The organism is Erythrobacter sp. NAP1, assembly GCF_000152865.1.
Classification (GTDB): Bacteria; Pseudomonadota; Alphaproteobacteria; order Sphingomonadales; family Sphingomonadaceae; genus Erythrobacter.
In genome coordinates, this window is record NZ_CH672390.1 from 1,216,255 (window position 1) to 1,241,263 (window position 25,009).

24 protein-coding genes are annotated in these 25,009 nt (G+C 59.7%); 1 reads left to right on the forward strand and 23 read right to left on the reverse strand.

Going from position 1 to position 25,009, the window contains the following annotated elements; translation table 11 throughout:
- Window positions 1-62 precede the first annotated feature (62 nt).
- The 4 genes from NAP1_RS05740 to NAP1_RS05755 form a co-directional block, all read right to left on the reverse strand.
- Window positions 63-1,484 carry a sensor histidine kinase KdpD gene (locus tag NAP1_RS05740; protein WP_007164297.1) on the reverse strand — a complete coding sequence of 474 codons (1,422 nt, stop codon included), beginning with the start codon at window positions 1,482-1,484 and terminating at the stop codon, window positions 63-65.
- Window positions 1,481-2,419, reverse strand: a complete 939-nt coding sequence (locus tag NAP1_RS05745; protein WP_007164298.1) for a hypothetical protein — start codon at window positions 2,417-2,419, stop codon at window positions 1,481-1,483. The genes NAP1_RS05740 and NAP1_RS05745 overlap by 4 nt, the downstream gene beginning before the upstream one ends.
- Before the next feature lie 41 nt (window positions 2,420-2,460).
- Window positions 2,461-3,669 carry a hypothetical protein gene (locus tag NAP1_RS05750; protein ID WP_007164299.1) on the reverse strand — a complete coding sequence of 403 codons (1,209 nt, stop codon included), beginning with the start codon at window positions 3,667-3,669 and terminating at the stop codon, window positions 2,461-2,463.
- A gap of 122 nt (window positions 3,670-3,791) precedes the next feature.
- A complete protein-coding gene (locus tag NAP1_RS05755; RefSeq protein WP_007164300.1) occupies window positions 3,792-4,109 on the reverse strand; it encodes a hypothetical protein in 318 nt (105 codons plus the stop codon).
- A gap of 70 nt (window positions 4,110-4,179) precedes the next feature.
- Between NAP1_RS05755 and NAP1_RS05760 the strand changes: the two genes are divergently transcribed.
- Window positions 4,180-6,759 (forward strand): hypothetical protein, encoded by a 2,580-nt coding sequence (locus NAP1_RS05760; RefSeq protein WP_040464286.1) that lies wholly within the window; start codon window positions 4,180-4,182, stop codon window positions 6,757-6,759.
- A 6-nt stretch (window positions 6,760-6,765) separates the two neighbouring features.
- On the opposite strand, the gene NAP1_RS05765 is transcribed toward NAP1_RS05760, so the two are convergent.
- From NAP1_RS05765 to NAP1_RS05855, 19 genes are read right to left on the reverse strand one after another with little or no spacing between them, the layout of a single operon-like run.
- The gene (locus NAP1_RS05765; protein WP_007164302.1) at window positions 6,766-7,056 is read right to left on the reverse strand and encodes a DUF1467 family protein; all 291 of its coding nucleotides are present in this window, start codon (window positions 7,054-7,056) and stop codon (window positions 6,766-6,768) included.
- Window positions 7,056-8,723: a ribonuclease J gene (locus NAP1_RS05770; RefSeq protein ID WP_007164303.1), complete on the reverse strand. Its 1,668-nt coding sequence runs from the start codon at window positions 8,721-8,723 to the stop codon at window positions 7,056-7,058. The genes NAP1_RS05765 and NAP1_RS05770 overlap by 1 nt, the downstream gene beginning before the upstream one ends.
- A gap of 29 nt (window positions 8,724-8,752) precedes the next feature.
- Window positions 8,753-9,550 carry a type III pantothenate kinase gene (locus NAP1_RS05775; RefSeq protein WP_007164304.1) on the reverse strand — a complete coding sequence of 266 codons (798 nt, stop codon included), beginning with the start codon at window positions 9,548-9,550 and terminating at the stop codon, window positions 8,753-8,755.
- A gap of 15 nt (window positions 9,551-9,565) precedes the next feature.
- Window positions 9,566-10,405 carry a biotin--[acetyl-CoA-carboxylase] ligase gene (locus tag NAP1_RS05780; protein WP_371169715.1) on the reverse strand — a complete coding sequence of 280 codons (840 nt, stop codon included), beginning with the start codon at window positions 10,403-10,405 and terminating at the stop codon, window positions 9,566-9,568.
- Window positions 10,291-11,769: an NADH-quinone oxidoreductase subunit NuoN gene (gene nuoN / locus NAP1_RS05785; RefSeq protein ID WP_040464760.1), complete on the reverse strand. Its 1,479-nt coding sequence runs from the start codon at window positions 11,767-11,769 to the stop codon at window positions 10,291-10,293. The genes NAP1_RS05780 and nuoN overlap by 115 nt, the downstream gene beginning before the upstream one ends.
- Before the next feature lie 2 nt (window positions 11,770-11,771).
- The gene (locus NAP1_RS05790; protein ID WP_007164307.1) at window positions 11,772-13,313 is read right to left on the reverse strand and encodes an NADH-quinone oxidoreductase subunit M; all 1,542 of its coding nucleotides are present in this window, start codon (window positions 13,311-13,313) and stop codon (window positions 11,772-11,774) included.
- A gap of 15 nt (window positions 13,314-13,328) precedes the next feature.
- Window positions 13,329-15,338 (reverse strand): NADH-quinone oxidoreductase subunit L, encoded by a 2,010-nt coding sequence (nuoL, locus tag NAP1_RS05795; protein WP_007164308.1) that lies wholly within the window; start codon window positions 15,336-15,338, stop codon window positions 13,329-13,331.
- 6 nt (window positions 15,339-15,344) lie between these two features.
- A complete protein-coding gene (gene nuoK, locus NAP1_RS05800) occupies window positions 15,345-15,653 on the reverse strand; it encodes an NADH-quinone oxidoreductase subunit NuoK (protein WP_007164309.1) in 309 nt (102 codons plus the stop codon).
- Complete coding sequence (locus NAP1_RS05805; RefSeq protein WP_007164310.1) at window positions 15,650-16,273, reverse strand: NADH-quinone oxidoreductase subunit J; 624 nt, start codon at window positions 16,271-16,273, stop codon at window positions 15,650-15,652. Before NAP1_RS05805 ends, nuoK begins: the two co-directional genes overlap by 4 nt.
- Window positions 16,274-16,300: 27 nt before the next feature.
- Window positions 16,301-16,789 (reverse strand): NADH-quinone oxidoreductase subunit NuoI, encoded by a 489-nt coding sequence (gene nuoI / locus NAP1_RS05810; protein ID WP_007164311.1) that lies wholly within the window; start codon window positions 16,787-16,789, stop codon window positions 16,301-16,303.
- A complete protein-coding gene (nuoH, locus tag NAP1_RS05815) occupies window positions 16,786-17,928 on the reverse strand; it encodes an NADH-quinone oxidoreductase subunit NuoH (protein WP_007164312.1) in 1,143 nt (380 codons plus the stop codon). The genes nuoI and nuoH overlap by 4 nt, the downstream gene beginning before the upstream one ends.
- The gene (nuoG, locus tag NAP1_RS05820; RefSeq protein WP_007164313.1) at window positions 17,925-19,940 is read right to left on the reverse strand and encodes an NADH-quinone oxidoreductase subunit NuoG; all 2,016 of its coding nucleotides are present in this window, start codon (window positions 19,938-19,940) and stop codon (window positions 17,925-17,927) included. The genes nuoH and nuoG overlap by 4 nt, the downstream gene beginning before the upstream one ends.
- Window positions 19,941-19,942: 2 nt before the next feature.
- On the reverse strand, window positions 19,943-20,689 hold the full coding sequence (locus NAP1_RS05825) for a hypothetical protein (protein ID WP_156777209.1): 747 nt from the start codon (window positions 20,687-20,689) through the stop codon (window positions 19,943-19,945).
- Complete coding sequence (gene nuoF, locus NAP1_RS05830) at window positions 20,686-21,978, reverse strand: NADH-quinone oxidoreductase subunit NuoF (RefSeq protein WP_007164315.1); 1,293 nt, start codon at window positions 21,976-21,978, stop codon at window positions 20,686-20,688. The genes NAP1_RS05825 and nuoF overlap by 4 nt, the downstream gene beginning before the upstream one ends.
- A complete protein-coding gene (locus NAP1_RS05835) occupies window positions 21,968-22,153 on the reverse strand; it encodes a hypothetical protein (RefSeq protein ID WP_007164316.1) in 186 nt (61 codons plus the stop codon). The genes nuoF and NAP1_RS05835 overlap by 11 nt, the downstream gene beginning before the upstream one ends.
- On the reverse strand, window positions 22,153-22,821 hold the full coding sequence (locus NAP1_RS05840; protein WP_007164317.1) for an NAD(P)H-dependent oxidoreductase subunit E: 669 nt from the start codon (window positions 22,819-22,821) through the stop codon (window positions 22,153-22,155). The genes NAP1_RS05835 and NAP1_RS05840 overlap by 1 nt, the downstream gene beginning before the upstream one ends.
- On the reverse strand, window positions 22,821-24,032 hold the full coding sequence (locus NAP1_RS05845) for an NADH-quinone oxidoreductase subunit D (protein WP_007164318.1): 1,212 nt from the start codon (window positions 24,030-24,032) through the stop codon (window positions 22,821-22,823). The genes NAP1_RS05840 and NAP1_RS05845 overlap by 1 nt, the downstream gene beginning before the upstream one ends.
- Window positions 24,029-24,808 (reverse strand): NADH-quinone oxidoreductase subunit C, encoded by a 780-nt coding sequence (locus NAP1_RS05850; RefSeq protein ID WP_007164319.1) that lies wholly within the window; start codon window positions 24,806-24,808, stop codon window positions 24,029-24,031. The genes NAP1_RS05845 and NAP1_RS05850 overlap by 4 nt, the downstream gene beginning before the upstream one ends.
- Window positions 24,805-25,002: a hypothetical protein gene (locus tag NAP1_RS05855; RefSeq protein WP_040464291.1), complete on the reverse strand. Its 198-nt coding sequence runs from the start codon at window positions 25,000-25,002 to the stop codon at window positions 24,805-24,807. The genes NAP1_RS05850 and NAP1_RS05855 overlap by 4 nt, the downstream gene beginning before the upstream one ends.
- Between the last annotated feature and the right edge of the window lie 7 nt (window positions 25,003-25,009).

The window sequence follows — 25,009 nt, forward strand, 5'->3', positions numbered from 1 at the left end:
GCTCGCCCTTAAGAGCAACGCATTTGAAAAAAGGCCTGCCCCTCACCGGGCGGGCCTTTTTGCTAGGACTTCGAGGTATCGGCTGCGGCGAGCGTAAGCTTGAACTGCGCCCCAGCGCTTACTTCGTCCTGGCTCGGTTGAACGACTTCGAGATCGCCTCCCATTGCCAGTGCCAGCTTGCGCGAGATGTAGAGGCCGAGACCCGAGCCTGTGTCATTTCCGCCATCACTGTCCCGGCCAAGACGCTCGAACTTGTCGAAGATCTTCTCGGCCTGCTCGGCATCCACGCCAGGCCCTTCATCGCGCACACTTGCGCTGACCAATCCCTCACCCGCTTTCTGAGCCGTCACGGTCACGGTGCTACCCTCGGGCGAATAGGCAATCGCGTTACCGATCAGGTTGATTAAGATCTGGAGGACGCGGCGAAATTCGCCCATCGCAATCACAGGCTCATCACCGCATTCGATCGCGAAATCGATCTTGCGATCACGGGCTCTGACCCCAAGTATTCCCGTCGCGCGCCTTGCGACGTCAGCGAGATCAACCCGCTCGCTTGCGGTAGAGAAGCCCGGAGCCTCGACCACTTCAAGGTCAGCAAGGTCATCGAGCATGCCCGACAAGTGCTGACCGGCAGCTGCGATATTGCCGGCATACTCGCTGTATTCGTCGCGCAAGGGCCCGGCGAGCCGTGTGCGGATGGTTTCGGCATTGGCGATGATGCGCGCGATCGGTTGGCGCAGAACCGGGGTGAGCGCGCTGCCGATTATGCGGGAATGCGCGCCCTCGATCTCTGCTGGCTCAGTCCCTGCGCCATCAACACCCAGCGGTTCATTCGCGAGCAAGAGCAGCTCGAAACCGCGCGGCGCCGCTCTATTCGGACCCAAGGGTATTAGCCTCACACGCCAATTGCGAGACGAACCGGGTATGCTGGCGCTCGCGCCGTCTAGTAGGCGCCAATGAAGGGGCTGCTGGTGCGAGATCCCTTGCAACTCGACATGATCGGACCACGCGCTGCCCGGATTTGCCTCGACAGCATCTTTGAAGCTGGTCGCATCACCAGCGCAGTCGGTGACGATTTGGACCTGTTGGCGAGCATCCAGACGGGCGCGGACCTCCGCCGTTGCGCGGTCGACTTCATCGATCCTCTGCGCATCGTCATGTGAGCTGGTTTCGCTCTGAACGGCCCGGTGCCAGTTCTCGACGATCACCTCGCATCCGCCGAGCTCATCATCGTCAATTGGCTGAATTCGAGCAAATCCGCTGACGATCTCTTCGCCATCAAATGCACTGAATTCCTTCGCGATGCGAAGGCCCATGCCCCGTGAGCGGCGCACGAGCGCCAACAGCTCAGGAATGGCGAGCGTTCCAGGTAGAGTGCCACCGCATGCCTCGTGCAGTTCTGCCAAAGGCTCATCGGCAGTCAGCAACCGGTCCTGAGCATCGGTCAAACCGCGGGCGGCCGTGATGGATTGTTGCCGGTTCACGCGAGCCCTCCGCGAGATGCCTTGAGCAACTCCTTGGCGACCTCAGGCGGCATTGACGCAATTCCGTCGGGCGGCGACTGGCTCTGGTCGAGCAGGCCGAACTGCGTTTCGATCTCTTCTGCATCGAGTCCGGCGGCCCGGAGGCTGATGGTCAACCGCGCCGATTGGCGATCATGGCAGGCACAAATCGCATGGTCACGGCTTTGCATGGTAAGCGCCGCTAGCGAGCTTGCGAACAGAGCAAGCCCGGCGTGTTCAAGGTTCAGCCCCGCAATCGCCCCTCCACGCATGTTCGATGTCACCCGTGCCAGCAGGCCAAGCCGCGTTGCCGCCTCGTCATAGTTCGCCTTTAGCTGCCCCATTGCTCGATCAAGCTGTGCAGGTTCGCAATCCTGCGCGGCATTGCAAAAGCGCTCGATCACAGCCGCGAACAACTCCGAGGGAAGCTCTCCGAGCGGCAATTCCATGCGTCTTTGACACAGGTTGAAGCGCGATTGAGCCGCCATCGCACTCATCGCGAGTTCGGCAGTATCGGGATGATTGGACGCAATCAGCTCCTGCATCAGCGGGCTGAGGACAGGATCAATCCCAAATTGGGTTTCTAGCCGGTCCGCCAAGTGCCCCTCCATCGCGAGCGCATAGAGGTGGTCAATTAGGGCGCTATCATTCGAAAGTTCATCGACAATGCGGTCGATTTCCTCATCGCTCGCCGCGCTGGATGTGACAGCTTCAAGCAACTGCCGCGCGATATCGCTTAGCATGCCGCGCAACCTCGCGACTGCCGCGTCGCTGACAAGAGAGCCGCCACCTGTGTCGAGCATGTGCGAAATGACCGGCGCAACCGAACGCAGCGCGCGATCTTCACGCTCCAGCTCATCCTTCAGGATAGCTTCCACAAAGGTGGTTTCAGTCCGGTCCATTCCCATTTCGCCCATCCGGCACCCCATACAGCGCCTATGGTTAAGGCGGGGTTAGCTCAATATGCTCGCTCACGCAGCATCAATTGCACTGCGGCCGCGAGTGCAAAGAGAGCAAGCGCTTCCGGCAACAGTCCAAAACCCGCAGCGCCTGCGAAGATAGCCATATGCAATGCGCGGTCCCTCCAGATGGCTGTAACGAGCGGAGGTCTATTAGGCGTATGACCTTCCCCGGCTATCTGCGACAAAACCATTGCAAGAATAGCCAATGATATCAGCGGCAAAGAGATCGAAGTTGAGGCTATCGTCAAGGCAAGGGCAGCAACGCATAGCAGGTCCGTGACAATCGATAGCCCACGTTCAAGCCGCGCACTCGCCCCGCGCGACCAAAGCGCAGAGCGCATGCGTGCCCAAGAACCGCTCAGTTGACCAACAAAGGCACCAATTGCGGCAACACCCAAGCCCCACGGCCCCAGACCAAGTCCCGCAAGCAGCGCGCCAATACCAAGCATCGCGATGGCGCCGACCGCGCTCATCTCTGCGCCTTTTTCAAGCCAGCGCGGTGCTGTTTCGCGAACAATCGCATCAGCGACGGCTTGGAATGGTGCGCTTGCTGGTGCCGCTGGCGCACTTGAGGTGATCAACGCACGCTCACGCTCTTCCAGAGCTGCCTGCGACGTCGCCAGCAGCCAGCGATCTTCCTCTAGACTGTCTGAGGACACAGCAAGGCACTCCGTCCTTGCTTGCAGTGCAAGCCGCAGCAGGAGAGAGGTCGCATTGCCGTCTTGTGGAAGATCGGCAAGCTCCTGGACCTTGCCGGCCCGCATGATCGCAAGACCAGCCCAGTGCCGATCCCGGTCGATCCTTTCAAAATCCTCCGGAAAAGCTTCGGCCAGTTCGTGGCCTGAGGCGATGGTCCAGATCCCCTTTTTCAGCTGGGCTTGATCGCTCATCAAGCCAAGAACAGCCCCGCGGTCCGGCACAAGCCCGTCGGCAATCAGCACCAGATCGTCATCAGCCCGCATGATGCCGGTCAGCTGGATGTTTCCGCGCACCACATGAAACTCATGGCCATCGCTCTCGACCCATTTTTGCTGGGCCAGCACCTCTTCGGAAGGGCTTTCGCACATACATACGACACGTTCACAACCGAGCGCTTGAGCAAGCTCGATTTGCCACGCCAGGACGCTGCGCCCACCAAGCGTCAGCTCAGCCAGCAGATTGCCAGAAGAGGTGCGTTTGATCGCGGCGACAAGAGCGGTGCGCAATGTGGGACTTTCCAATTGAGAATGTCCGCGAAGCTAGGCGTAGCAAACGCCGCTCATCAACCGGCGAGCGCAGGCAAACCCCATCATTTTGCGGTGAGTGGCAGTGAAAACCGCCCGCGTCGTTACTGGAAGCCCACGCCCCGGCCATCGAAGCGGTCGAGAACCGTCTCGATCTGGCGAATGGCCGCAGGCTCTCCGGGCGCAGACGACAGTGCGTTTTCAGCAGCGAGCAGCAGCTCCTCGGCATGAAAACTGGCAGCGAGGCCCTTCAATCGCATTGCTGCGACATTCCAGTTGCCATCACAGCGCGAGCGTTTGAGCAGGTCGAGCTGCTTGGTGGCGCTTTCCACAAATGCCGAGCGCAATTCGCCGAGCAGTGCCGGATCGTCTCCGGCAGCTGCCGCTAATGTCGCGTCGAGGGCTCCGCTTTCATAGGCCATGACTGAGATGGATAAGCACTTGGAGTTAATGCGGGGTTTATCCCAGCCTAAGCTGTGGTATCTTCACGGAATGTCAGGCGGACACCATATCCGGGCCGTGGGCCCCAACGCCGCGCAAGATGCGCAATCCGAAACCGAATCGGGCGCAGCTGCGCCTGACGAGATCGCTGCCAGCGATGGCGAGCTCGATCTTTCGGATTACACTGAGGAGTACGCCGACGAGGCTGCCTTTGAGGACGATGCTTACGTAACCGCGTCGCGTTTCGGTTGGGTCGCCCCTGCCCTCGCCTTCAGTGTCGTTGCGGTATGGACCGGTCTCTACGTTTGGGCGATGCAGGATCAGCTGCTGAACGCTGCGAGCGCACAGCCGGCGCAATGGACACGCTGGATCATCGACTGGTCGGTTCCGGTTCTTCTTGTTTGCGTCGTCTGGTTATTGACCATGCGGCACTCGCGTGCCGAAGCGAAGCGCTTTGCCGAAACCGCGGCGCTTCTTTCGCAGGAAAGCCGCGAGCTTGAAGATCGACTGACCGTCGTGAATAGGGAACTCAGCCTTGCTCGCGAGTTTCTTGGGGCACAGTCGCGCGAGCTTGAATCGCTTGGCCGTATCGCGAGCGAGAAGCTCTCGACCCACGCCGCCGAACTCCAGTCCCTCATCAAGACGAACGGCGCTCAAGTCGATGCGATCGGTAGCGCCAGCGAAACCGCGCTTGGCAATATGAACCGCCTTCGTGACGATCTGCCAGTGGTCGCCAACTCTGCGCGCGATGTGTCGAACCAGGTTGGCGCGGCCGGGCGCACGGCTCAGGAACAGTTGGACAAGCTTGTCACAGGGTTTGAACGCCTCAACCAGTTTGGCAAGGCCAGCGAAAATCAGGTGACCGCGCTGGATAACCGTGTTGGTGAGATACTCAGCAGCTTCGGGGCACAGATTGCCGCGGTGGAAGAAACGGTCGGAAAACGCCTCGAAGCGGTGAAGACCATGGCCGCAGACTATCGGACCGAAGTTCAAGCCGCCGAAGAGCAAGCCATCGCTGCCATTGGTAAGCGGATCACCACCCTGGAAAGCGAAACGGAAGCGGTTTCGATCAAGCTTCGCGATGCTGAAACGGGGGCGCTGAACCAGTTGCTCGCCTCGAAGAAACGCTTTGAGGAAGAAGTCGGTAAGACAGTGGAGTCGCTCGATCGACTGGATGCCCATGCTCTTGCTGCATCACAGAAACGGATTCACGAGCTCAATCAGGAAGCCATCCGCTTCGATGAACGCCTCGGCATTCGTGACCGCAAGTTCCTTGAGGAAATGACCCGCCGCCAAGAGGAGTTTGAAACCCGTGAAGCGCAGGCCAGCGAAGTTCTGGCGCAGCGCCTGGCCGATCTCGACGATGCTCTTGCGGAACGCCGCGTTGCACAGACGCAGGAAACCGAGAAGCTCGTTGCCCATTCGGCCGCCATTGGCGAGCAGCTTGAGAAACTCTCTACCCTCATCGGATCGATCGACCAGCAAGGCGAGACAACACGAACGAACCTCACCGCAGGGCTCAGCGATCTCGACAAACAGCTGACCGACAAGCGCGCTGCGCTCAGTGAAACAGAGGCGCAGCTTGCTGAATTGACGGAATCAGGCATCAGGCTGCTCGAGATCATTCAATCTGGTGCCAAGCATAGCCGCGAAGAATTGCCTGAAGCGATAGAAACGGCGCTCGGATCGCTGGGGTCGGTCGAGGAACGAGCGGACAAGCTTTCCAGCATCATGTTCAGCACTCGCGAGAACGCCGAAGGCTTGGCCGAATACCTGATCACCACGCAAGGGAAGATCAGCGATACGGAAAGCCAGGTTGCAGACCTTCAAGCCAAGCTCACCGAACAATCCGAAGAAGCGCTTTCGCGTCTGCAGGGCCTTCGTGGCGGTTTCACGCGCCTGAGCCTTGAAAGCAGCGAGTTCGCCGAAGGGACGCAGGATACGCTTCGGCTCGCGCTCAACACGCTTGAGAGCGCTACGAAGTCCGCATTCGCTGCGCTCGAGGACGGGGCACGCGAGAAGGTCGGGACGCTGGCGCAGACTATCTCGAAAGAGGCAGCTCAGGAGATCGAGCGCGCTCTTCGCAATGACACCGCAGAAACCGTCGGGAAGCTTGAACAGGCGGCAAGCCATGCCGCTGGCGTAGGCCGTGAAGCCACCGCACAATTGCGCGATCAACTCGCCAAGGTGAACGAGTTGACCGTCAACCTGGAGCAGCGCGTCTCGCGGGCGCGCGAATTGGCCGAAGAGCAAGTCGGGAACGACTTCGCACGGCGCATGGCTCTGATTACGGACAGTCTAAACTCGAATGCCATCGATATCGCTTCGTCACTGTCGAGCGAAGTCACCGACACCCAGTGGGATGCATATCTCAAGGGTGACCGCGGTATCTTCACACGGCGAGCGGTTCGCCTTGTGAACAGCGGAGAGGCCAAGGAAATCGCTGAACTGTATCAGCGAGACGATGCGTTCAAGGCCAATGTCAGTCGTTACATCCACGATTTCGAAGCGATGTTGCGCTCGATGCTGTCCACACGCGATGGCAACGCACTGGGCGTCACGATCCTGGGGTCGGACATGGGCAAGCTCTATGTCGTGCTTGCTCAGGCAATCGAGCGCTTCCGCCAGTAGGAAAGACTAGTCGCGCGGCCCGATCTGGGCCGGTGGCTCAGGGAAGATGTCGAGATCTTCGGCAGACAGCCAGCCATACTCAAAATTGAGCACGAACAGTGTGGTCAACACGCTCGCGATGATCGTGGCCTTGATCACCAGCGGTCCCGGCCTGAAGTTGGTCGGAGCGCTTTCAGCCTGTCCGGGCACCTTCTTGATGCCTTCCTCATCCGCCGTACGCACGCCGAATGGGAGGAGCATGAAAGCGCTCATCACCCAGAACAGGAAGTAGATCGCAAGGATCGAGGTCAACTGCATCAATTCACCTCTGGCGAGCCGAGACCTGGCATGATCACGCGAACCTGCGGGTTCTTGCCAGACCATCGACGGGCTGCGCGCCGTGCAGCAAGACGAGCCGCTTCGTGAACTGCGGCAGGGTCGTTGGCGTCGCGGCCTTTGAGCTTCCCGATTGCCTTCAGGATATCTTCCTGCGTCTCCTCGATAAACTCAGGCAGATCCTCATCGAGAGGCAGACCGATTGGTTCGACCACCGGCACCTGTCCGCGAGCGAGTACCGCAACCACCAGCCCTTCAAAGGATAGGCGGCGCCGCGTGGTGACTGCTTCTCCGTCGGCGGGCGCAATGATGTCTCCGTCAAGCACAAGGCGTCCACTGAGTACTTCGGCAATCTTCCCGGGCTGGCCCGGCGCAAGGCGAACCACATCGCCATTCTTCTGGACGACACCTGCGAGGATGCCGCAAGCCTTTCCAAGACGAGCTTGTTCAGCCATGTGGCGAATTTCACCGTGCACCGGTACCAAGACTTCTGGCTTGAGCCAGTCATAAAGCGCCTCAAGCTCAGGGCGTCCCGGATGGCCCGAGACATGAATGAGGCTCTGCCGATCAGTGATCATCGTGATCCCTTTGGCAGCCAACTGGTTCTGCATCTTGCCGATGGCGATTTCATTGCCGGGGATCTGGCGAGATGAGAAAAGCACCACGTCGCCAGGCACCAGTTCTAGCGGGTGGTTGTCGTCCGCAATCCGGGCCAGGGCGGCACGCGGTTCTCCCTGCCCCCCGGTTGCGAGGATCAGGACCTCGCCCCGCGGCAGGCTCATGGCGGTGTCAAAGTCGACGGTCTCCGGAAAGTCCTGAAGATAGCCGTTGTCTTGAGCGACCTCGATGATGCGATCGAGCGAGCGGCCAGCAACGCACACTTGTCGGCCCGTCTCGCGCGCCACTTCGCCAAGCGTCTGCAACCGCGCGACATTGCTTGCAAAGGTCGTGACGAGCACGCGCTTGCCTTTGTGAAGCGCGATTTCCTCCATGAGCCCCTTGTGCACGGCGCCTTCGGAACCTGAAGGCTTGGGATTGAATACATTGGTGGAATCGCAGACCAATGCCAGCACGCCCTCTTCACCGATCGCACGCAATTCTGCTTCGGTGGTCGGTTCTCCGATGATCGGGTCCTCGTCGAGCTTCCAGTCGCCAGTGTGAAACACGCGGCCATACGGCGTGTCGATCAGCAGCGCGTTGCCTTCCGCGATTGAATGGGCAAGCGGGAGGTAAGTGACAGAGAAAGGTCCGATGTCGAACTGTCCGTGGTCTTCCTCGATGATGTTGAGTTCGACCTTGCCGAGCAAGCCAGCTTCTTCAAGTTTTCGCGCAACCAGATCAGCGGTGAACGGCGTCGCATAGAGCGGCACACCCAGCTCACCAGCGAAGTATGGAACAGCGCCAATGTGATCCTCATGCGCGTGCGTGAGGACGATGCCAAGCAAGTCCTTGGTGCGCTCTTCAATGAATTCCAGATCAGCAAAAACAAGGTCGACGCCCGGATACTCGCCGCCTGAAAATGTCATCCCAAGATCAACCATCAGCCACTTGCCGTCGCAGCCATACAGGTTGACGTTCATTCCAATCTCACCTGACCCACCAAGGGCCAGGAAAAGCAGTTCCTTTTCAGGAGTGTAATTCTTCTTCACGGATTCTCTTTGTTATCTGGAAAGGGAGCTTATTCGCTCGCCTGCTGGGCGAGGATGGCGAGCCCTTCAATTGTGAGATCAGCGTCGACGATGTCGAAGATGTCGGTCGCTTCGTCGAACAAGATAGCGAGCCCGCCGGTCGCTACAACCTTGGTCGGGCGGCCAATCTCTTTCTTCATACGCGCGACAATCCCCTCCATCATCGCAACATAGCCCCAGAAAACGCCGATCAGCATCTGGTCTTCGGTGTTGCGGCCGATGACGCTGGTGCTTTCCGGCGAGCGGATGGCAATACGGGGGAGCTTGGCGGTCTTCCCTACAAGTGCATCCAGCGAGAGATTGATCCCGGGCGCGATCGAACCGCCCTTGTAAGTGCCGTTGAAATCAATCGCTTCGAATTTGGTCGCGGTGCCGAAGTCGATTGCAATGATATCACCGCCATATTTCTGGTGCGCAGCGAGGATGTTGAGCGCCCGGTCCGCACCCAGCGAACTGGGCTGATCGACATCAATCTCAAACTGCCACGCTGCCTTGCCCTCGCCCGCCTTCAGCGGCGTGATGCCGAAATACTTCTGCGCGAGAACCGTCAAATTATGGTCGGCGCGTGGCACGACCGATGCGTAAACGATCTGAGTGATGTTATCGCGGCTCACGCCCTCGATGGTGAGCAATTGCAGCAACCAGACAGCGTATTCATCGCCAGTGCGCCGCGGATCGGTCGCAATCCTCCATCGAGCGCGCGGCGGGCAGACGTAACCGCCCTCCCCGTCCGCTTCGAACAGGGCGAAAACAACATTGGTGTTTCCGACATCGGCCGCCAACAGCATGGGCCTTACACTCCTCTAGGTAATGTCGCCCGCTCGAATGACACGTTCGGAGCCATCCGCCAAGTTCAGCTTGAGCGCGCCGTCCGATGGGTCGAGCCCGGCGAAGGCGCCTTCGATCAGTGAGCCATCGGCATCGTGCACCCGGACGCGGTCACCGCTTTGGTGTATCGAGGCGTCGAGAAACGCGCGCAAAACCGCTCCAAGGCCGTTGTCGCGCCAGATTGTGACATAGCGAGCAAAACGGCTAGCGAGCTCGTCGGCAAAGACTTCGACGGTTGGTGCTCGTCCAAAATCTGCAAGCGCCGCAGTCTCACGGTCCGGCAGGCTAGGAGCTCTTGCAAGGTTGACCCCGATGCCGACGACAACGCTGCGTTCGACCATTTCAAGCAAGATGCCCGACGCCTTCGCGCGGTTCACTAATACGTCATTTGGCCACTTGAGCTCGGCGCGAACCGTGCCCTCGACACTTTGGTGGATCGCGTCTGCCACCGCCAGCGCCGCAACGAAGCTAAGCGAGGCTGGTGGAGGATCGCCATCGCGAATGGGGACGACGGTCGAGCCCATGAAATTGCCCTCTCCATCGAACCACTCGCGTCCTTGACGCCCTTTGCCCGCCGTCTGTCGACGCGCGACCAACCAATCCCCCTCTGCCGGTGTAGACGCAGAGCGCAAGGAGGCTGCGAGATCGGCGTTTGTAGAGCCGGTTTCCTCGACGAAACGGATCAAACCAGCCTGTCCGATCAGACCGCCATGAAGAGCGCGCGCGCGGCCTTGTCCGCAAGATCGGTCAGCGACGGCGTCAGCAAATAGCCGAGCGGCGAAATAATCACAGCTGTGATGGCTAGCAACACCCAATGCGCGGCTCCGCTCTTGCCGGTGGCGACACCAGCGGGCTCATCGAAGAACATCACCTTGACGAACTTGATATAGTAAAATGCGCCAATGACGCTCGCCGCGATGGCGATGGCCGCGAACACTACTAGGCCCGCCTCGACGGTCGCTTGGAAGACCACGAACTTGCTGTAGAAGCCAAGCAGCGGCGGAATACCGGCGAGGCTGAACATCAGCAGCAAGAGGCACCACGCAATCGCAGGACGCGTGACCGCAAGGCCTGCAATGTCTCCAAATGTCTCGAACAGGTTCCCGTCTTCGCTACGCAGCATGAGCAGAGCAACGAAGCTGCCAAGGCTCATCGCGACATAGATGAAAAGGTAAATGAGCATCGCGCTAGCCCCAGCTGGCGATGCCACGGCAAGGCCGAGCAGGATAAAGCCGATATTGTTGATCGAAGAATAAGCGAGCAGGCGCTTCAAGTTTTCCTGACCGATGGCGCCGAGCGCGCCGAACACGATCGAGGCCAGCGCTGCAAACATGACGATCTGCTGCCAAGCGAGGACCTGACCTCCGAACACCTCGAACGCCACGCGAGCCGTCAGGGCTACGGCGGCGACCTTCGGAGCGGTGGCGAAGAACGCCGTTACCGGGGTCGGTGCGCCCTCGTAAACGTCGGGCGTCCACATATGGAACGGCACTGCGGCGATCTTGAACGCAAGGCCTGCCATCACGAAGATCAGGCCGAACAGCTGCCCGGTCGAAAGCTCACCTTCGAGGCCAGCACGTACGCTTGCGAAGTCAGTGCCGCCAGTGAAGCCGTAGAGAAGGCTCATTCCATAAAGCAGGATGCCCGAGGCAAGCGCGCCCAGAACGAAGTATTTGAGGCCCGCTTCGGCCGAACGCTGGTCCGCGCGAAGGATCGACGCCAGCACATAAGCTGCGAGCGAATTGAGCTCGAGCCCGAGATACAGCGTCATGAAATCGCTGGCAGACACCATGATGCTCATGCCGAGCGTCGCGAACAGGACCAGCACCGGATACTCGGCGCGAAGACCGCGCTCCGCCCCAGCTGCGGCTGAATTAAAGAATGCAGGAGCGACAATCAGACAGCCGATGGCCGCCAGATAGATCAGCGCCTTTGAGAACAGCGCGAAGCTGTCAACCTTCATCAGCGTGCCGAAAGCGTATGTGTCCGCCCCGTCGACGCCGAAGTGAAGGCCGGGAACCGTCATAACTCCAGCACCGAACAGCGCGGAGACAGCAAGGATCGCAACCGGGCGGGCAAGCTTGTCACCACCCCATGCCGCAACAAGAAGGAGGATAAGCCCTGCTGCGGTCAGCAGCAGTTCCGGCATGACCAGCGCGAAAGAGGATGCAAAGTCGATCATCAGTGACCCTCCCCTTCGGCGTGATCGTACTCAATGGCGTTGGCTGCCTCCGCACGCGGATCGCCAGCGGCGAGTTCAGCATCACTCGCCGGTGCCGCCGCAGCAATCTGCGCATCGAGCGCGGCAATGTCGGCGCGCATCGGTGCAAGGAAGCTTTCAGGGTAGACGCCCATCCACAGAACCACGGCGGCAATCGGTGCCATCATGGCCCACTCGCGCACGGTGATGTCGGACATGGCGGCCGCATCGGGGTTCTTCTGCCCCCCGAAAGCGACGCGGCGATAAAGGTAAAGCATGTAGGCAGCGCCAAGGATGATGCCGGTGGTGCAGATCAGCGCCACGAGGCTGGAAGTCTGATAGATGCCCGCAAGCGAGAGGAACTCGCCGACAAAGCCGCTCGTGCCCGGCAGGCCGATCGAGGCCATGGTGAACAGCAGGAAGAAGATCGCGTAATACGGCATGTTGATCGACAGGCCGCCGTAACGCTCGATCTCGCGGGTGTGCAGACGGTCGTAGATCACGCCTACGCACAGGAACAGCGCGCCCGACACTAGGCCATGCGAAAGCATGACGATCATCGCGCCCTCAAGCCCCTGAACATTGAATGCGAACAGGCCGACGGTCACGATCGCCATGTGAGCGACCGAGGAATAGGCGATAAGCTTCTTCATGTCCGCCTGAACCAGCGCGACGAGCGAGGTGTAGACCACTGCGATCATCGACAAGATGAAGACGAACCATGCGAAATCAGCGCTGGCTTCCGGGAACATCGGGAGGCTGAAACGGATGAAACCGTACCCGCCAAGCTTCAGAAGCACACCGGCAAGAATGACAGAACCCGCAGTCGGCGCCTGCACGTGCGCGTCGGGTAGCCAGGTGTGAAACGGCCACATCGGCACTTTCACCGCAAAGCTCGCGAAGAATGCTAGCCATAGCCAAGTCTGCGCTCCCCCCGGGAACGGATACTCCATGAGTGCCGGAATGTAGGACGTGCCCGCTTCGGCAACCATCCAGAACATTGCGACGAGCATCAGAACTGAGCCGAGCAGCGTGTAGAGGAAGAACTTATACGACGCGTAGATTCGGTTATCGCCTCCCCAGACACCGATGATCAGGTACATCGGAATTAGGCCCGCCTCGAACATGATGTAGAACAGGAAGATATCCTGCGCAGCGAATGTTCCGATCATGAGGACTTCCATGAACAGGAAGGCAGCCATGTATTCGCCAACGCGCTTCGTGATGCCTTCCCAGCTTGCAAGGATGCAGATCGGCATAAGGAAGACGCTGAGCATGATGAGCATCAAGGCGATGCCGTCGATCCCGAGCGCGTAGGAGAAGCCTGCAACGAGCTCGTAACTTTCCTGGAACTGCCACTGAGCGCCGCCGATCTCGTAATTGGCCCACAGCATCACGCCCAGACCAAAGGTCACGAGCGTTGCGCCGAGCGCGATCACGCGGGAAGCATTTCCTGCAAACAAGCAGGCAATCGCTCCAGCGAGCGGCACCAGCATCATGGTGGTGAGGATGGGAAAATCCATTGCTCTCAATGACCCCTAGAGCAGCACGTAAGTGACAGCGGCGATCAGGCCGAGAAGCATGATCAGCGCGTAAGTGTAGAGATAGCCCGACTGGATCGACTTGGCGGCTACCGAACCGCGCTGGACCATGGCGGCAACGCCGTTGGGGCCGAAGCGGTCAATCGTGCCGATATCGCCGAGTTTCCAGAACTGGCGCCCGAACCAGAAGGCTGGCTTGACGAAGATCGCGTTGTAGAGCTCGTCGAAGTACCATTTGCGGAACACGAAGTTGTGAAGCGCGCCGAAAGTGCCCACGAACTTCGCCGGAATGTCAGGCTTTGCGATGTAAGCGACATAGGCGCCGATGAAGCCGACAATCATCACGACCGTCGCGGTCAGCTTGACCCACAGCGGCACCGCATGAAGCGCGTGGACGAGATTCTCGTTGAAGTAGATCGATCCACCCCAGAACGCGCCATTCACAGTATCGGATGCTCCGTCGATGAACGGATACTTGAAAACATAGCCAGCAAACACCGCACCTACCGTCAGCAGACCGAGCGGAACGAGCATGGTGATCGGGCTTTCATGCGGGTGATAGCCCCCGGTGGTGTCTTCTCCAGCTTCCTCGGGCGTCTTGTGGACCGAGTGCTGGATATGCTCGCTCTCGATCCAGCGCGGCTTGCCCCAGAAGGTGAGGAACATGAGACGCCAGCTGTAGAAGCTGGTCAGCAGAGCTGCGATTGCGCCCGCCCAGAATGCGAACTGCGCAACGCCAGTACCGCGCGCCCAGGCCGCCTCAAGGATGGCGTCCTTCGAGTAGAAGCCAGCAAAGCCGAATACGCCAAGCACGCCGACACCGGTAATCGCGAGAGTGCCCGCCATCATCGCCCAGAAGGTGACCGGGATCTCTTTCCGCAGGTTGCCGTAATAGCGCATGTCCTGCTCATGATGCATCGCGTGAATGACCGAGCCTGCGCCAAGGAACAGCAGCGCCTTGAAGAATGCGTGTGTGAAAAGGTGGAACATCGCGACGCCATATGCGCCGACGCCCGCTGCAAAGAACATGTAGCCCAGCTGCGAACAGGTCGAATAGGCGATGACCCGCTTGATGTCCCACTGCGTCGTGCCGATCGTGGCTGCGAAGAAGCAGGTGGCGGCACCGATCACGGTAACGATCATTAGCGCGGTCGGCGCGGTCTCGAACATCGGCGAAAGGCGGCAGACCATGAACACACCAGCAGTGACCATGGTCGCCGCGTGGATCAGGGCCGACACCGGGGTCGGGCCTTCCATCGCATCGGGCAGCCAGGTGTGAAGACCAAGCTGCGCGGACTTGCCCATCGCGCCAATGAACAGAAGGATACACAGGATATCCATTGTGTAGAGGCGCATGCCAAGGAAGGTGATGGTCGTCCCGCTCATCGCGGGCGCTGCATCGAGGATTTCGGGGATCGAGGTGGTGTTGAACACCAGAAACGTCCCAAAAATGCCGAGCATGAAGCCAAGGTCGCCCACACGGTTGACCACGAAAGCCTTGATCGCAGCGGCGTTGGCGGAGGGCTTCTTGAACCAGAAACCGATCAGCAGGTAGCTCGCAAGGCCAACCCCTTCCCATCCGAAGAACATCTGGACAAGGTTGTCGGCAGTCACGAGCATCAGCATCGCGAAAGTAAAGAGCGACAGATATGCGAAGAACCGCGGCTGATCCGGGTCTTCCTCCATGTACCCCCAGGAATAAAGGTGCACGAGGGCGGAGACGCTGTTGATGACCACGAGCATGACGGCGGTCAGCGCATCGACGCGCAGCGCCCAGTCAAAGCTCATGTCGCCCGACTGCACCCATTGAAGCACGGGTACGACTTCGGCTGTCTGCGTGCCGGTCAGGAAACCGATAAAGATCGGCCAGCTCAGGATCGCAGACAGGAACAGCGCACCGGTCGTGATCGACTTGGTTACGGTGTTGCCCAGCGCGCGGTTGCCCAGCCCTGCGATAATCGACGCCAGCAACGGCGCGAAAACGATGATGAGGATTTGCGTTGCCACCGGTGCTTATCCCTTCATCCGGTTCACGTCGTCGACCGCGATGGTGCCGCGTCCGCGATAGTAGATGACAAGGATTGCGAGCCCGATCGCCGCTTCTGCCGCAGCGACTGTCAGAACCATCATTGCGAAGACCTGACCCACGAGGTCGCCCATGAACGCGCTGAACGCGACAAGGTTGATGTTGACGCTCAGCAGGATCAGTTCGACCGCCATCAAGATGACGATCACGTTTTTGCGGTTGAGAAAAATACCCAGCACGCCGAGCACGAACAGGATCGCGCCTACGACTAGGTAATGTTCGATGCCGATGCTCACAGCTCGACCCCCTTCCCGTATTCGGGATTTTTCATGACGGTTGCCTCTTCGGGGCGGCGGCGAATCTGCTTGCCGATGTCCTGACGACCGCGCGCACCCGGCTTGGCTTCGCGGTGGGTAAGGACGATCGCGCCAATCATCGCAACCAGCAGGATGATCCCCGCGATCTCGAACAGCACGATGTAGCGCCCGTAAAGTAGAGCACCGATAGCCTGAATGTTGCTGACATCGCCGCGCTCCGCTGCGGTTCCGTCAGGCGTGCCAAGCTCGATACCGCCTGCGCCATAAGCGCCAAGGCCAAGGAAAAGCTCAGCCAGCAGGATCAGCGCAACCGCGATTCCCAAAGGGAAATTCTTGATGAAACCAGCGCGCATTGCGGCAAAGTCGATGTCGAGCATCATCACCACGAACAGGAACAAAACCGCGACCGCGCCGACGTAAACGATCACCAGCAGCATCGCGATAAACTCGGCACCGACGAGCACCATGAGGCCTGCCGCGTTGAAGAACGAGAGGATGAGCCACAGGACGCTGTGCACCGGGTTGCGGGCCATGATGACCATGACCGCACTCGCGATGACGAGCCCTGCGAACAGGTAGAAGGCAAGAACTTGAATCATGATCCCCGTTTTCCGCTGAGCGCGCCCTTAACGATAGGGTGCGTCGGCTTCAAGATTGGCCGCGATGGCCCGTTCCCATTTGTCACCATTCGCGAGCAGCTTCGCCTTGTCGTAGAGCAGCTCCTCGCGGGTTTCGGTGGCATATTCGAAATTCGGACCCTCGACGATGGCATCGACCGGGCAGGCTTCCTGGCAGAAGCCGCAATAGATGCATTTCGTCATGTCGATGTCGTAGCGCGTTGTGCGGCGGCTGCCGTCTTCGCGAGGCTCTGCTTCAATCGTGATTGCCTGCGCGGGGCACACCGCTTCGCACAGCTTACAAGCGATGCAACGCTCTTCGCCGTTAGGGTAACGACGCAGCGCGTGCTCACCACGGAAACGCGGACTGAGCGGCGACTTCTCGAAAGGATAGTTGATCGTCACCTTGGGCTTGAAGAAATACTTCAAGGTCAGGCTGTGAGCCTTGAGGAACTCCCACAGGGTGAAAGATTTGAGGAGCTGTGTTGCGGTACTCATGATGCTTCACTCGCAGCGATTGGTTGTGCTGCCGGTTTGGTTTCGACGAAATCAGCAGGTGCAACGCTGGCCGGGTCGACAAGCGGTGTCGGACCGGTGAAGTGCCCGGTTGCCATCAGGTAACCGCTGATCGCTGCGACGAAGAGCAGGCTCATCGGCAGGAACACCTTCCAGCCAAGCCGCATCAGCTGGTCATAGCGGTAACGTGGCACGGTCGCCCAGATCCAGCTGAACAGCAGGAAGAAGAAGAAGGTCTTGAGCAAGAACCACACGATGCCCGGCACGTAATAAAGCGGCGCCCACTCAATCGGGGGCAGCCATCCGCCCATAAAGAGCAGCGTGCATAGCGAGCACATCAACAGGATGTTCGCATATTCGCCCAGCCAGAACAGCGCGAAGGCCATGCTCGAATATTCGGTCTGGTAGCCGGCGACGAGCTCGGACTCCGCCTCGGTCAGGTCGAAGGGTGCGCGTGCTGTTTCGGCCAGTGCCGAGATGAAGAACACAACGAACATCGGGAACAGCAGCAGGTTGAAGAAAAACCCGTTGACGATCCCGAAACCATGCCCGCGCTGCGCCTCGACAATGCCGGTCAGGTTGAAGGTCCCCGCCCACAACACTACGCATACGAGGATAAAGCCGATGGAGACCTCGTAAGAGATCATCTGCGCAGCTGCGCGCATCGCTGAGAAGAAAGGATACTTCGAGTTCGAAGCCCACCCGCTCATCACCACGCCGTAAACGCCAAGCGACGAGATCGCGAGAATGTAGAGCAGACCGACATTGATATCCGCCAGCACCACCCCCGCGTCGAACGGGATCACCGCCCACGCGGCGAGCGCAACGGTAAACGTGATGATCGGCGCAAGCAGGAAGATGCCCTTGTTCGCGGCGCTCGGGATGATGGTTTCCTGAAGAAACACCTTGAGCCCGTCGGCAAACGACTGCAGCAGCCCGAATGGCCCGACCACGTTGGGCCCGCGGCGCAGCATAATCGCGCCGAGCACCTTGCGGTCGACATAGATCACCATCGCGACCGAGAACATCACGATCAGCGAAATCGCGAGGATGCCGACCAGCGTGGCGACGGTCCATGCCCACTCATAGGACATGCCAAAGCTTTGGAAGAACTCGGTCATTCCGCAGCCTCCTTGATCTCATCTGCGTGTAGCAGTTCAGCCGAGCATTGCTGCATGACCGCGCTCGCACGGGCGATGGGGTTGGTGAGGTAGAAATCCTTGATCGGATAGGCGCTGATCGTGCCTTCCGCCTTGGCGCTGCTGTCGGCCTTGGAAAGCGCGCCGTAATCAGCGAGACCTTCTTCGCCGAACGCAGGCACTTCGGCGATCATAGAGCCCTGAAGCTCGGTGAAGCTGTCGAAGCCGACGCTTACGCCCAGCGCATCGGCGAGCGCACGAAGGATCGTCCAATCTTCGCGGGCATCACCCGGCGCGAAGACGGCTTTTTCTGCATACTGCACGCGGCCTTCGGTGTTGACGTAGGTCCCGTCCTTCTCGGCATAGCTTGCCGCCGGAAGGATAATGTCCGCCGCATGGGCGCCCTTGTCGCCGTGATGGCCGATATAGACCTTGAGGCTGTCGGCGAACGGTTCGTGATTCATCTCATCCGCACCGAGGCTCAGGACAACCTTGGGCTTGGCCGCGGCAATGTCAGCCATCCCGCCCTCGACCGTAAAGTCGAGCATCAGCGAACCCATGCGAGCCGCACTCATGTGCAACACGTTGAACCCGTTCCAACCGTCTTTGACGAGCCCGAACTTGTCGACGAGCTTGAGCGCAGGTGCGAGCGCCCCTGCCGCCAATGCCGCGCCGCCGAGGATCACAGCCGGGCGCTCCGCAGCCTTCATCGCATCGCCAAGAGCCTTGGGTACGCGATTGAGAACCTTCAGGTCTTCGCCAAGGAATTCTGCAGGATAAGTGGTTTCCCATTCAGGACCGACCACAAAGACTTTCGCGCCGTGCTTCACTGCCTTGCGGATCCGCGCGTTGACCAACGCCGCTTCCCAGCGAATGTGTGAGCCAACGATTAGGATCGCATCAGCGGTTTCGATCCCGGCGAGCGTCGAATTGAAATTGACCGCGGCAATGTTCGACACATCGTAGGTCATGCCGGTCTGACGCGCTTCGACGAGGTCCGAGCCACAAGCCTTCAAAAGCGACTTGGCTGCGAACATCGTCTCGCAATCGACCATGTCACCAGCGACCGCCGCAATTGAGCTCTTGTCGCTGCCGAGGTGGCTTGCGATCGTCTCGAAAGCCTCGCTCCAGCCCGATGCCTGAAGTTTGCCGCCCTTGCGGATAAAGACCTTGTCGAGGCGGCGCTTCATCAGGCCATCGACCTGATAGCGGCCCTTGTCCGACAGCCACTCTTCGTTGACGTCATCATTGATGCGCGGAAGTGCGCGCATAACTTCGCGGCCCTTCGAGTGCAGCGAGATATTCGCGCCCACAGCATCCGACACGTCGATCGAAAGCGTGCGCTTCAACTCCCATGGACGCGCCTCGAAGGCGTAGGGACGCGAAGTCAGAGCGCCGACCGGGCACAGGTCGATCACATTGGCTGACAATTCGTGCTTGGCGGCCTGTTCGAGATAGGTCGTGATCTGCATGTCCTCGCCGCGATAGAGCGCGCCGATCTCGTCGACGCCCGCGATCTCTTCCGAGAAGCGAACGCAGCGGGTGCAATGGATGCAGCGGGTCATGATCGTCTTGATCAGCGGGCCCATATATTTCTCGGTGACCGCGCGCTTGTTTTCCTTGGTGCGCGATCCGCCGCGGCCATAGGCGACCGCCTGATCCTGCAGGTCGCACTCACCACCCTGGTCACAGATCGGGCAGTCGAGCGGATGGTTGATGAGCAGGAACTCCATCACCCCTTCGCGGGCCTTTTTGACCATCGGCGTATCGGTGCGGATTTCCTGACCGTCGGCAGCCGGAAGTGCGCAGGACGCCTGCGGCTTGGGCGGTCCAGGCTTAACCTCGACCAGACACATGCGGCAATTGCCCGCAATCGAAAGGCGTTCGTGATAGCAGAAGCGCGGGATTTCCTTACCCGCAATCTCGCAAGCCTGCAGGACGGTAGCGCCTGCCGGGACTTCGAGTTCTTCGCCGTCTACGGTGACTTTAGGCATGGTTACTCCGCTGCCTCCGAATTTTCAGAATCATGAAGGGCGTAGTAAACTGCCTCCGCAATTTGCGTCCGCAGTTTCGGCGCCGTTAGGCGCAGCGTCTGTCCCTCGACAACGCACTGGCCAAAGCTAGGAGCCATCGCGCCAATAAGCGATTTCTCTTCAGCGCTCGCTGGCTCTGTTTCCAATAGCATCGGGATAGCGTCGGCATTGTGGCCCATCACGCAACCCGCGAAACCAAGCGCAAAAACGCGCGACGGGTCGCCTGATCTTTCGCCGTGAAACTTCTCGGCCACATACATGCCATCGTCTCCGCGCGCCATGCGACCCAATTCCAGTTCCACATCGTTTTGATGAAGGACGTTTTCGGCCAACGCACCGCGCAAAGCTGCATGCTCAAAACGCATTGTAATTGTGCCTCTGGCCCGTTGCATGTTGCCGACTGAAGACATGTCCATCTCCGGCATGCAACGGTTTAGCTTCCGTTCAAACTTCGCGAACGCTGTGTCTTCCTGCGTCGATCCTGGAACAGTGCGAAGATAGGCCTCTACATCCTCGACCTGGTCATCGACGATGCAGCGCGCTGTACGCATCATAGTCAGTTCGGGCGGGGTTGCCTCGGTGACATCGCGGTGATCGGCTTCCGGTTGCTTGATCCGGAAACCGCGAGGATCACCCGTCGTCTGGGCTGCAACCGCACCGCAAACGCCAAGCGCCATAAAACCAGCAGTCAGGATAGAACGAGCAATCACTCTGCTGCCTCAGCAAATTTGGCATTGTGTTCTTCGATCCGGCGCTCAAGTTCCGGGCGGAAGTGGCGGATGAGGCCCTGGATCGGCCATGCTGCCGCATCGCCAAGCGCGCAGATGGTGTGGCCTTCGACCTGCTTGGTCACTTCGTGCAGCATGTCAATTTCCTCGATCGCCGCATCGCCGGTGCGAAGGCGCTCCATCACGCGCCACATCCAGCCCGTACCTTCGCGGCACGGCGTGCACTGGCCGCAGCTTTCGTGCTTGTAGAAGTAGGACAGGCGGCTGATCGCGCGCACGATGTCGGTGGACTTGTCCATCACGATGACAGCTGCCGTGCCGAGCCCCGAGCCAAGATCCTTGAGACCGTCAAAATCCATCGGCGCGTTGCGGATCTGCTCTGCCGGAACCAGCGGAACCGACGAACCGCCGGGGATCACCGCAAGCAGGTTATCCCACCCGCCGCGAATGCCGCCGCAATGTTTCTCGATCAGCTCTTCGAACGGAATGCTCATCGCTTCTTCGACGACGCATGGCTTTTCGACGTGGCCGCTGATCTGGAAGAGCTTGGTGCCCTTGTTGTTCTCGCGCCCGAAGCTTGAGAACCAGTTGGCACTGCGGCGCAGGATCGTGGGCACGACGGCGATAGATTCCACGTTATTCACCGTGGTCGGGCAGCCATAAAGGCCCGCGCCTGCCGGGAAAGGCGGCTTGAGACGTGGCTGGCCCTTCTTGCCTTCGAGGCTCTCGATCATCGCGGTCTCTTCGCCGCAAATGTAAGCGCCAGCGCCGCGATGCATGAAAACGTCGAAATCGAAGCCCGAGCCGCTGGCATTCTTGCCGATCAGGCCTGCGTCATAAGCCTCGTCGATGGCCTTCTGAAGCACCTGCGCTTCGCGAATGTATTCGCCGCGGATGTAGATGTAGGCGGCACGCGCACGCATAGCGAAACCGGCCACAAGTGCGCCTTCAACCAGCTTGTGCGGGTCGTGACGGATGATCTCGCGGTCCTTGCACGAACCCGGCTCGGATTCGTCGGCGTTGATGACGAGGAAGCTCGGGCGACCGTCCTTCGATTCCTTGGGCATGAACGACCATTTAAGACCGGTGGGGAAGCCTGCCCCGCCCCGCCCGCGAAGGCCCGATGCCTTGATCTCTTCGATGATCGCGTCCTGGCCGCGTTCGATCAAGGCCTTGGTGTTGTCCCAATCGCCGCGCGCCTGCGCAGCCTTCAGCCCGGCATCCTGGAAGCCGTAGACATTGGTGAAGATGCGGTCCTTGTCAGCCAGCATCGCCTTGATCCTTCACTTTAGAAATTCTCAGCTGGCGCAGCGTCAGCGCCTGAAACAGAAGGCCCATACCCATCAGTGCGATACCAACGGGACGCTCACCAGTGGCAGCGAGATACGCGCCGGCACCAAAGCCCACGAGGCCTGCAATCATGAGTGCGAGCGTGCCGCCGGCCATTACCAGTCACCCCGGTAATCGTGGTTGGCGTCGACCATTTCCTTGAGCGTGGTTGGGCCACCGCTTGGCTCGGAGGTGTGGCGGCCCGGCTCTTGCGTGCCCGTTTTGGGCTGCTCGCCAGCGGCCAGCGCGTCGAGCACAGCGTCGAGACGTTCGACGGTCAGGTCCTCGTAATTGTCGTCATTGATCTGGACCATCGGCGCGGTCGCGCAATTGCCCATGCATTCGACTTCGGTGAGGGTCCAAAGGCCGTCCTCGGAGACCTTGCCAAAACCCATGCCGCGCTTTTTGCACGCGCTGATGATATCGTCCGAACCGCGCAGCATGCACGGCGTCGTGCCGCAAACCTGCACGTGGTACTTACCCACCGGCTTCATGTTGTACATGAAGTAGAAGGTCGCGACTTCGAGCACGCGGATCACCGGCATATCGAGATAGTCGGCGATGTATTCGATCACCGGAAGCGGCAGCCAGCCCTGCGTGTCGGTCTCTTCGCCAACCTGACGCTGGCCGAGGTCGAGCAGCGCCATCACTGCCGACTTCTGGCGGCCCTCGGGATACTTGGCGATCTCGCGATCGGCCTTCTTCTTGTTCTCTTTCGACCACTCGAAAGAGCCCCAACGCGCGCGCAGCTCGGGCGTATCGGGTGCGGGAGTACGGTCAGCCATTAGCGATCACACTCCCCAAACACGACATCAATCGCGCCGAGAATGGCGGTGGCATCTGCCAGCATGTGTCCCTTGCTCATCATATCCATGGCTTGAAGGTGGCTGAAGGCGGTTGGGCGGATCTTGCAGCGGTACGGCTTGTTAGTGCCGTCGCTGACGAGATAGACGCCGAACTCGCCTTTGGGGCTTTCGGTCGCGACGTAAACTTCGCCTGCGGGGACGTGGAAGCCCTCGGTGTAGAGCTTGAAGTGGTGGATCAGGCTTTCCATCGACTGCTTCATCTCGCCGCGCTTCGGAGGCGAAACCTTGCCGTCGGTGCTTGCGATCGGGCCTTCGGGCATGTCACGCAGGCACTGCTTGATGATCTTGGCGCTCTCGCGAACTTCCTGCACGCGCACCATGAAACGGTCATAGCAATCCGAGTTCGTGCCGACCGGAATGTCGAATTCCATGCGGTCATAGACGTCGTAAGGCTGCGACTTGCGCAGGTCCCATGGAATGCCCGCAGCACGGATCATCGGGCCGGAGAAGCCCCATGCAACCGCATCGTCGCGGCTCACAACGGCGATATCGACGTTGCGCTGCTTGAAGATGCGGTTGTCCATGACGAGGCTCATCGCGTCGTCGAACAGCTGGAAGAAGCGGTTGTCGAGCCAGTCGCCAATGTCGACCAGCAGCTTCTCCGGCACATCCTGATGCACACCACCGGGACGGAACCAGGCCGAGTGCATCCGTGCGCCCGATGCGCGTTCGAAGAAGTTGAGGCAATCTTCGCGCAGCTCGAACACCCACAGGTTCGGCGTCATTGCACCCACGTCCATGACGTGCGCGCCGATGTTGAGCATGTGATTGCAGATGCGGGTCAGCTCGGCGAACAGCACGCGAAGATACTGAGCACGCTCCGGCACTTCGATGTTCAGCAGCTTCTCAATCGCGAGCACGTAGGAGTGCTCCTGACAAAGAGGCGAGCAGTAATCGAGGCGGTCGAAATACGGCAAAGCCTGAAGATAGGTCTTCTGCTCGATCAGCTTCTCGGTGCCGCGGTGGAGCAGACCTACATGCGGGTCGACTCGCTCGATCACTTCGCCGTCAAGCTCCATCACCATGCGAAGAACGCCGTGCGCCGCGGGGTGCTGCGGGCCGAAATTCAGCGTGTAGTTGGTGATGACTTCGCCGTCGGTGGTCGGCGATTCTTCTATCTGGACGCTCATTCGTCGCCCTCCTTCAATTCGTCGTCATCGCCGATCTCGACCTCGATCATGTCGGGCGGAACGGCGTCGGTGCCTTCAGCGGCAGCTTCCGTGGCTTTGGGGCCAGCGCCGGTGTCGGCGGGTTTTTCGGTTACCTTGGGCTTGTCGACCTGCGGCGGACCATCAGCCTTTTCATCGCCAGGGAGCACGTAATCCGAGCCTTCCCAAGGCGAGAGGAAGTCGAAGGTGCGCATGTCCTGCGGCAGTTCTACCGGCTCGTAGACAACGCGCTTTTCATCTTCCGAATAGCGCAGCTCAGTGTAGCCGGTCATCGGGAAGTCTTTGCGGAAAGGATGTCCTTCGAAACCGTAGTCGGTGAGAATGCGGCGCAGGTCCGAATTGCCCTCGAACACGACACCGTAAAGGTCGAAAACCTCACGCTCGAGCCAACCCGCATTGGGCCACAGCGAAGTCACACTGGGGACGGGCGTCGTCTCGTCAGTCGAGCATTTCACCATGATCCGGTGGTTCTTGGTAAGGCTCAGAAGCATGTAGACGACTTCGAAACGCTCATCGCGGTCGGGATAATCGGCCCCAGCGATCTCCATCATCTGCTGATAGGCGTGATCGTCGCGAAGGATGCGCAGCACTTCGGCGATGCTTTCGCGCTTGGCGGTCAGAATGATCTCGCCGTGCTGTTCCTCGGCACGGTCAAGCCACACGCTGACGCTTTCGCTCAGAGCATCAAGAACGCCTTCGTTCGAGGCGAATTTGGGGGCGGAATGGAGAACGGTCATGTCTTTGCCTTGGATATTGCCATCGCGGTGAGCGCAGCCGAAGCCACGCCTGCAATTGCTACTGCTATCCACAAGACCGACTGCGATACTACCACTTCCTGCCCGGTCCATTGCTTGATCGCGCCCGGTGAAAGCGCGGCAATCAACGCGCCGATAAACACGAGGTCGCAGATAACAACGAATGTGATAACCACGCCCCGG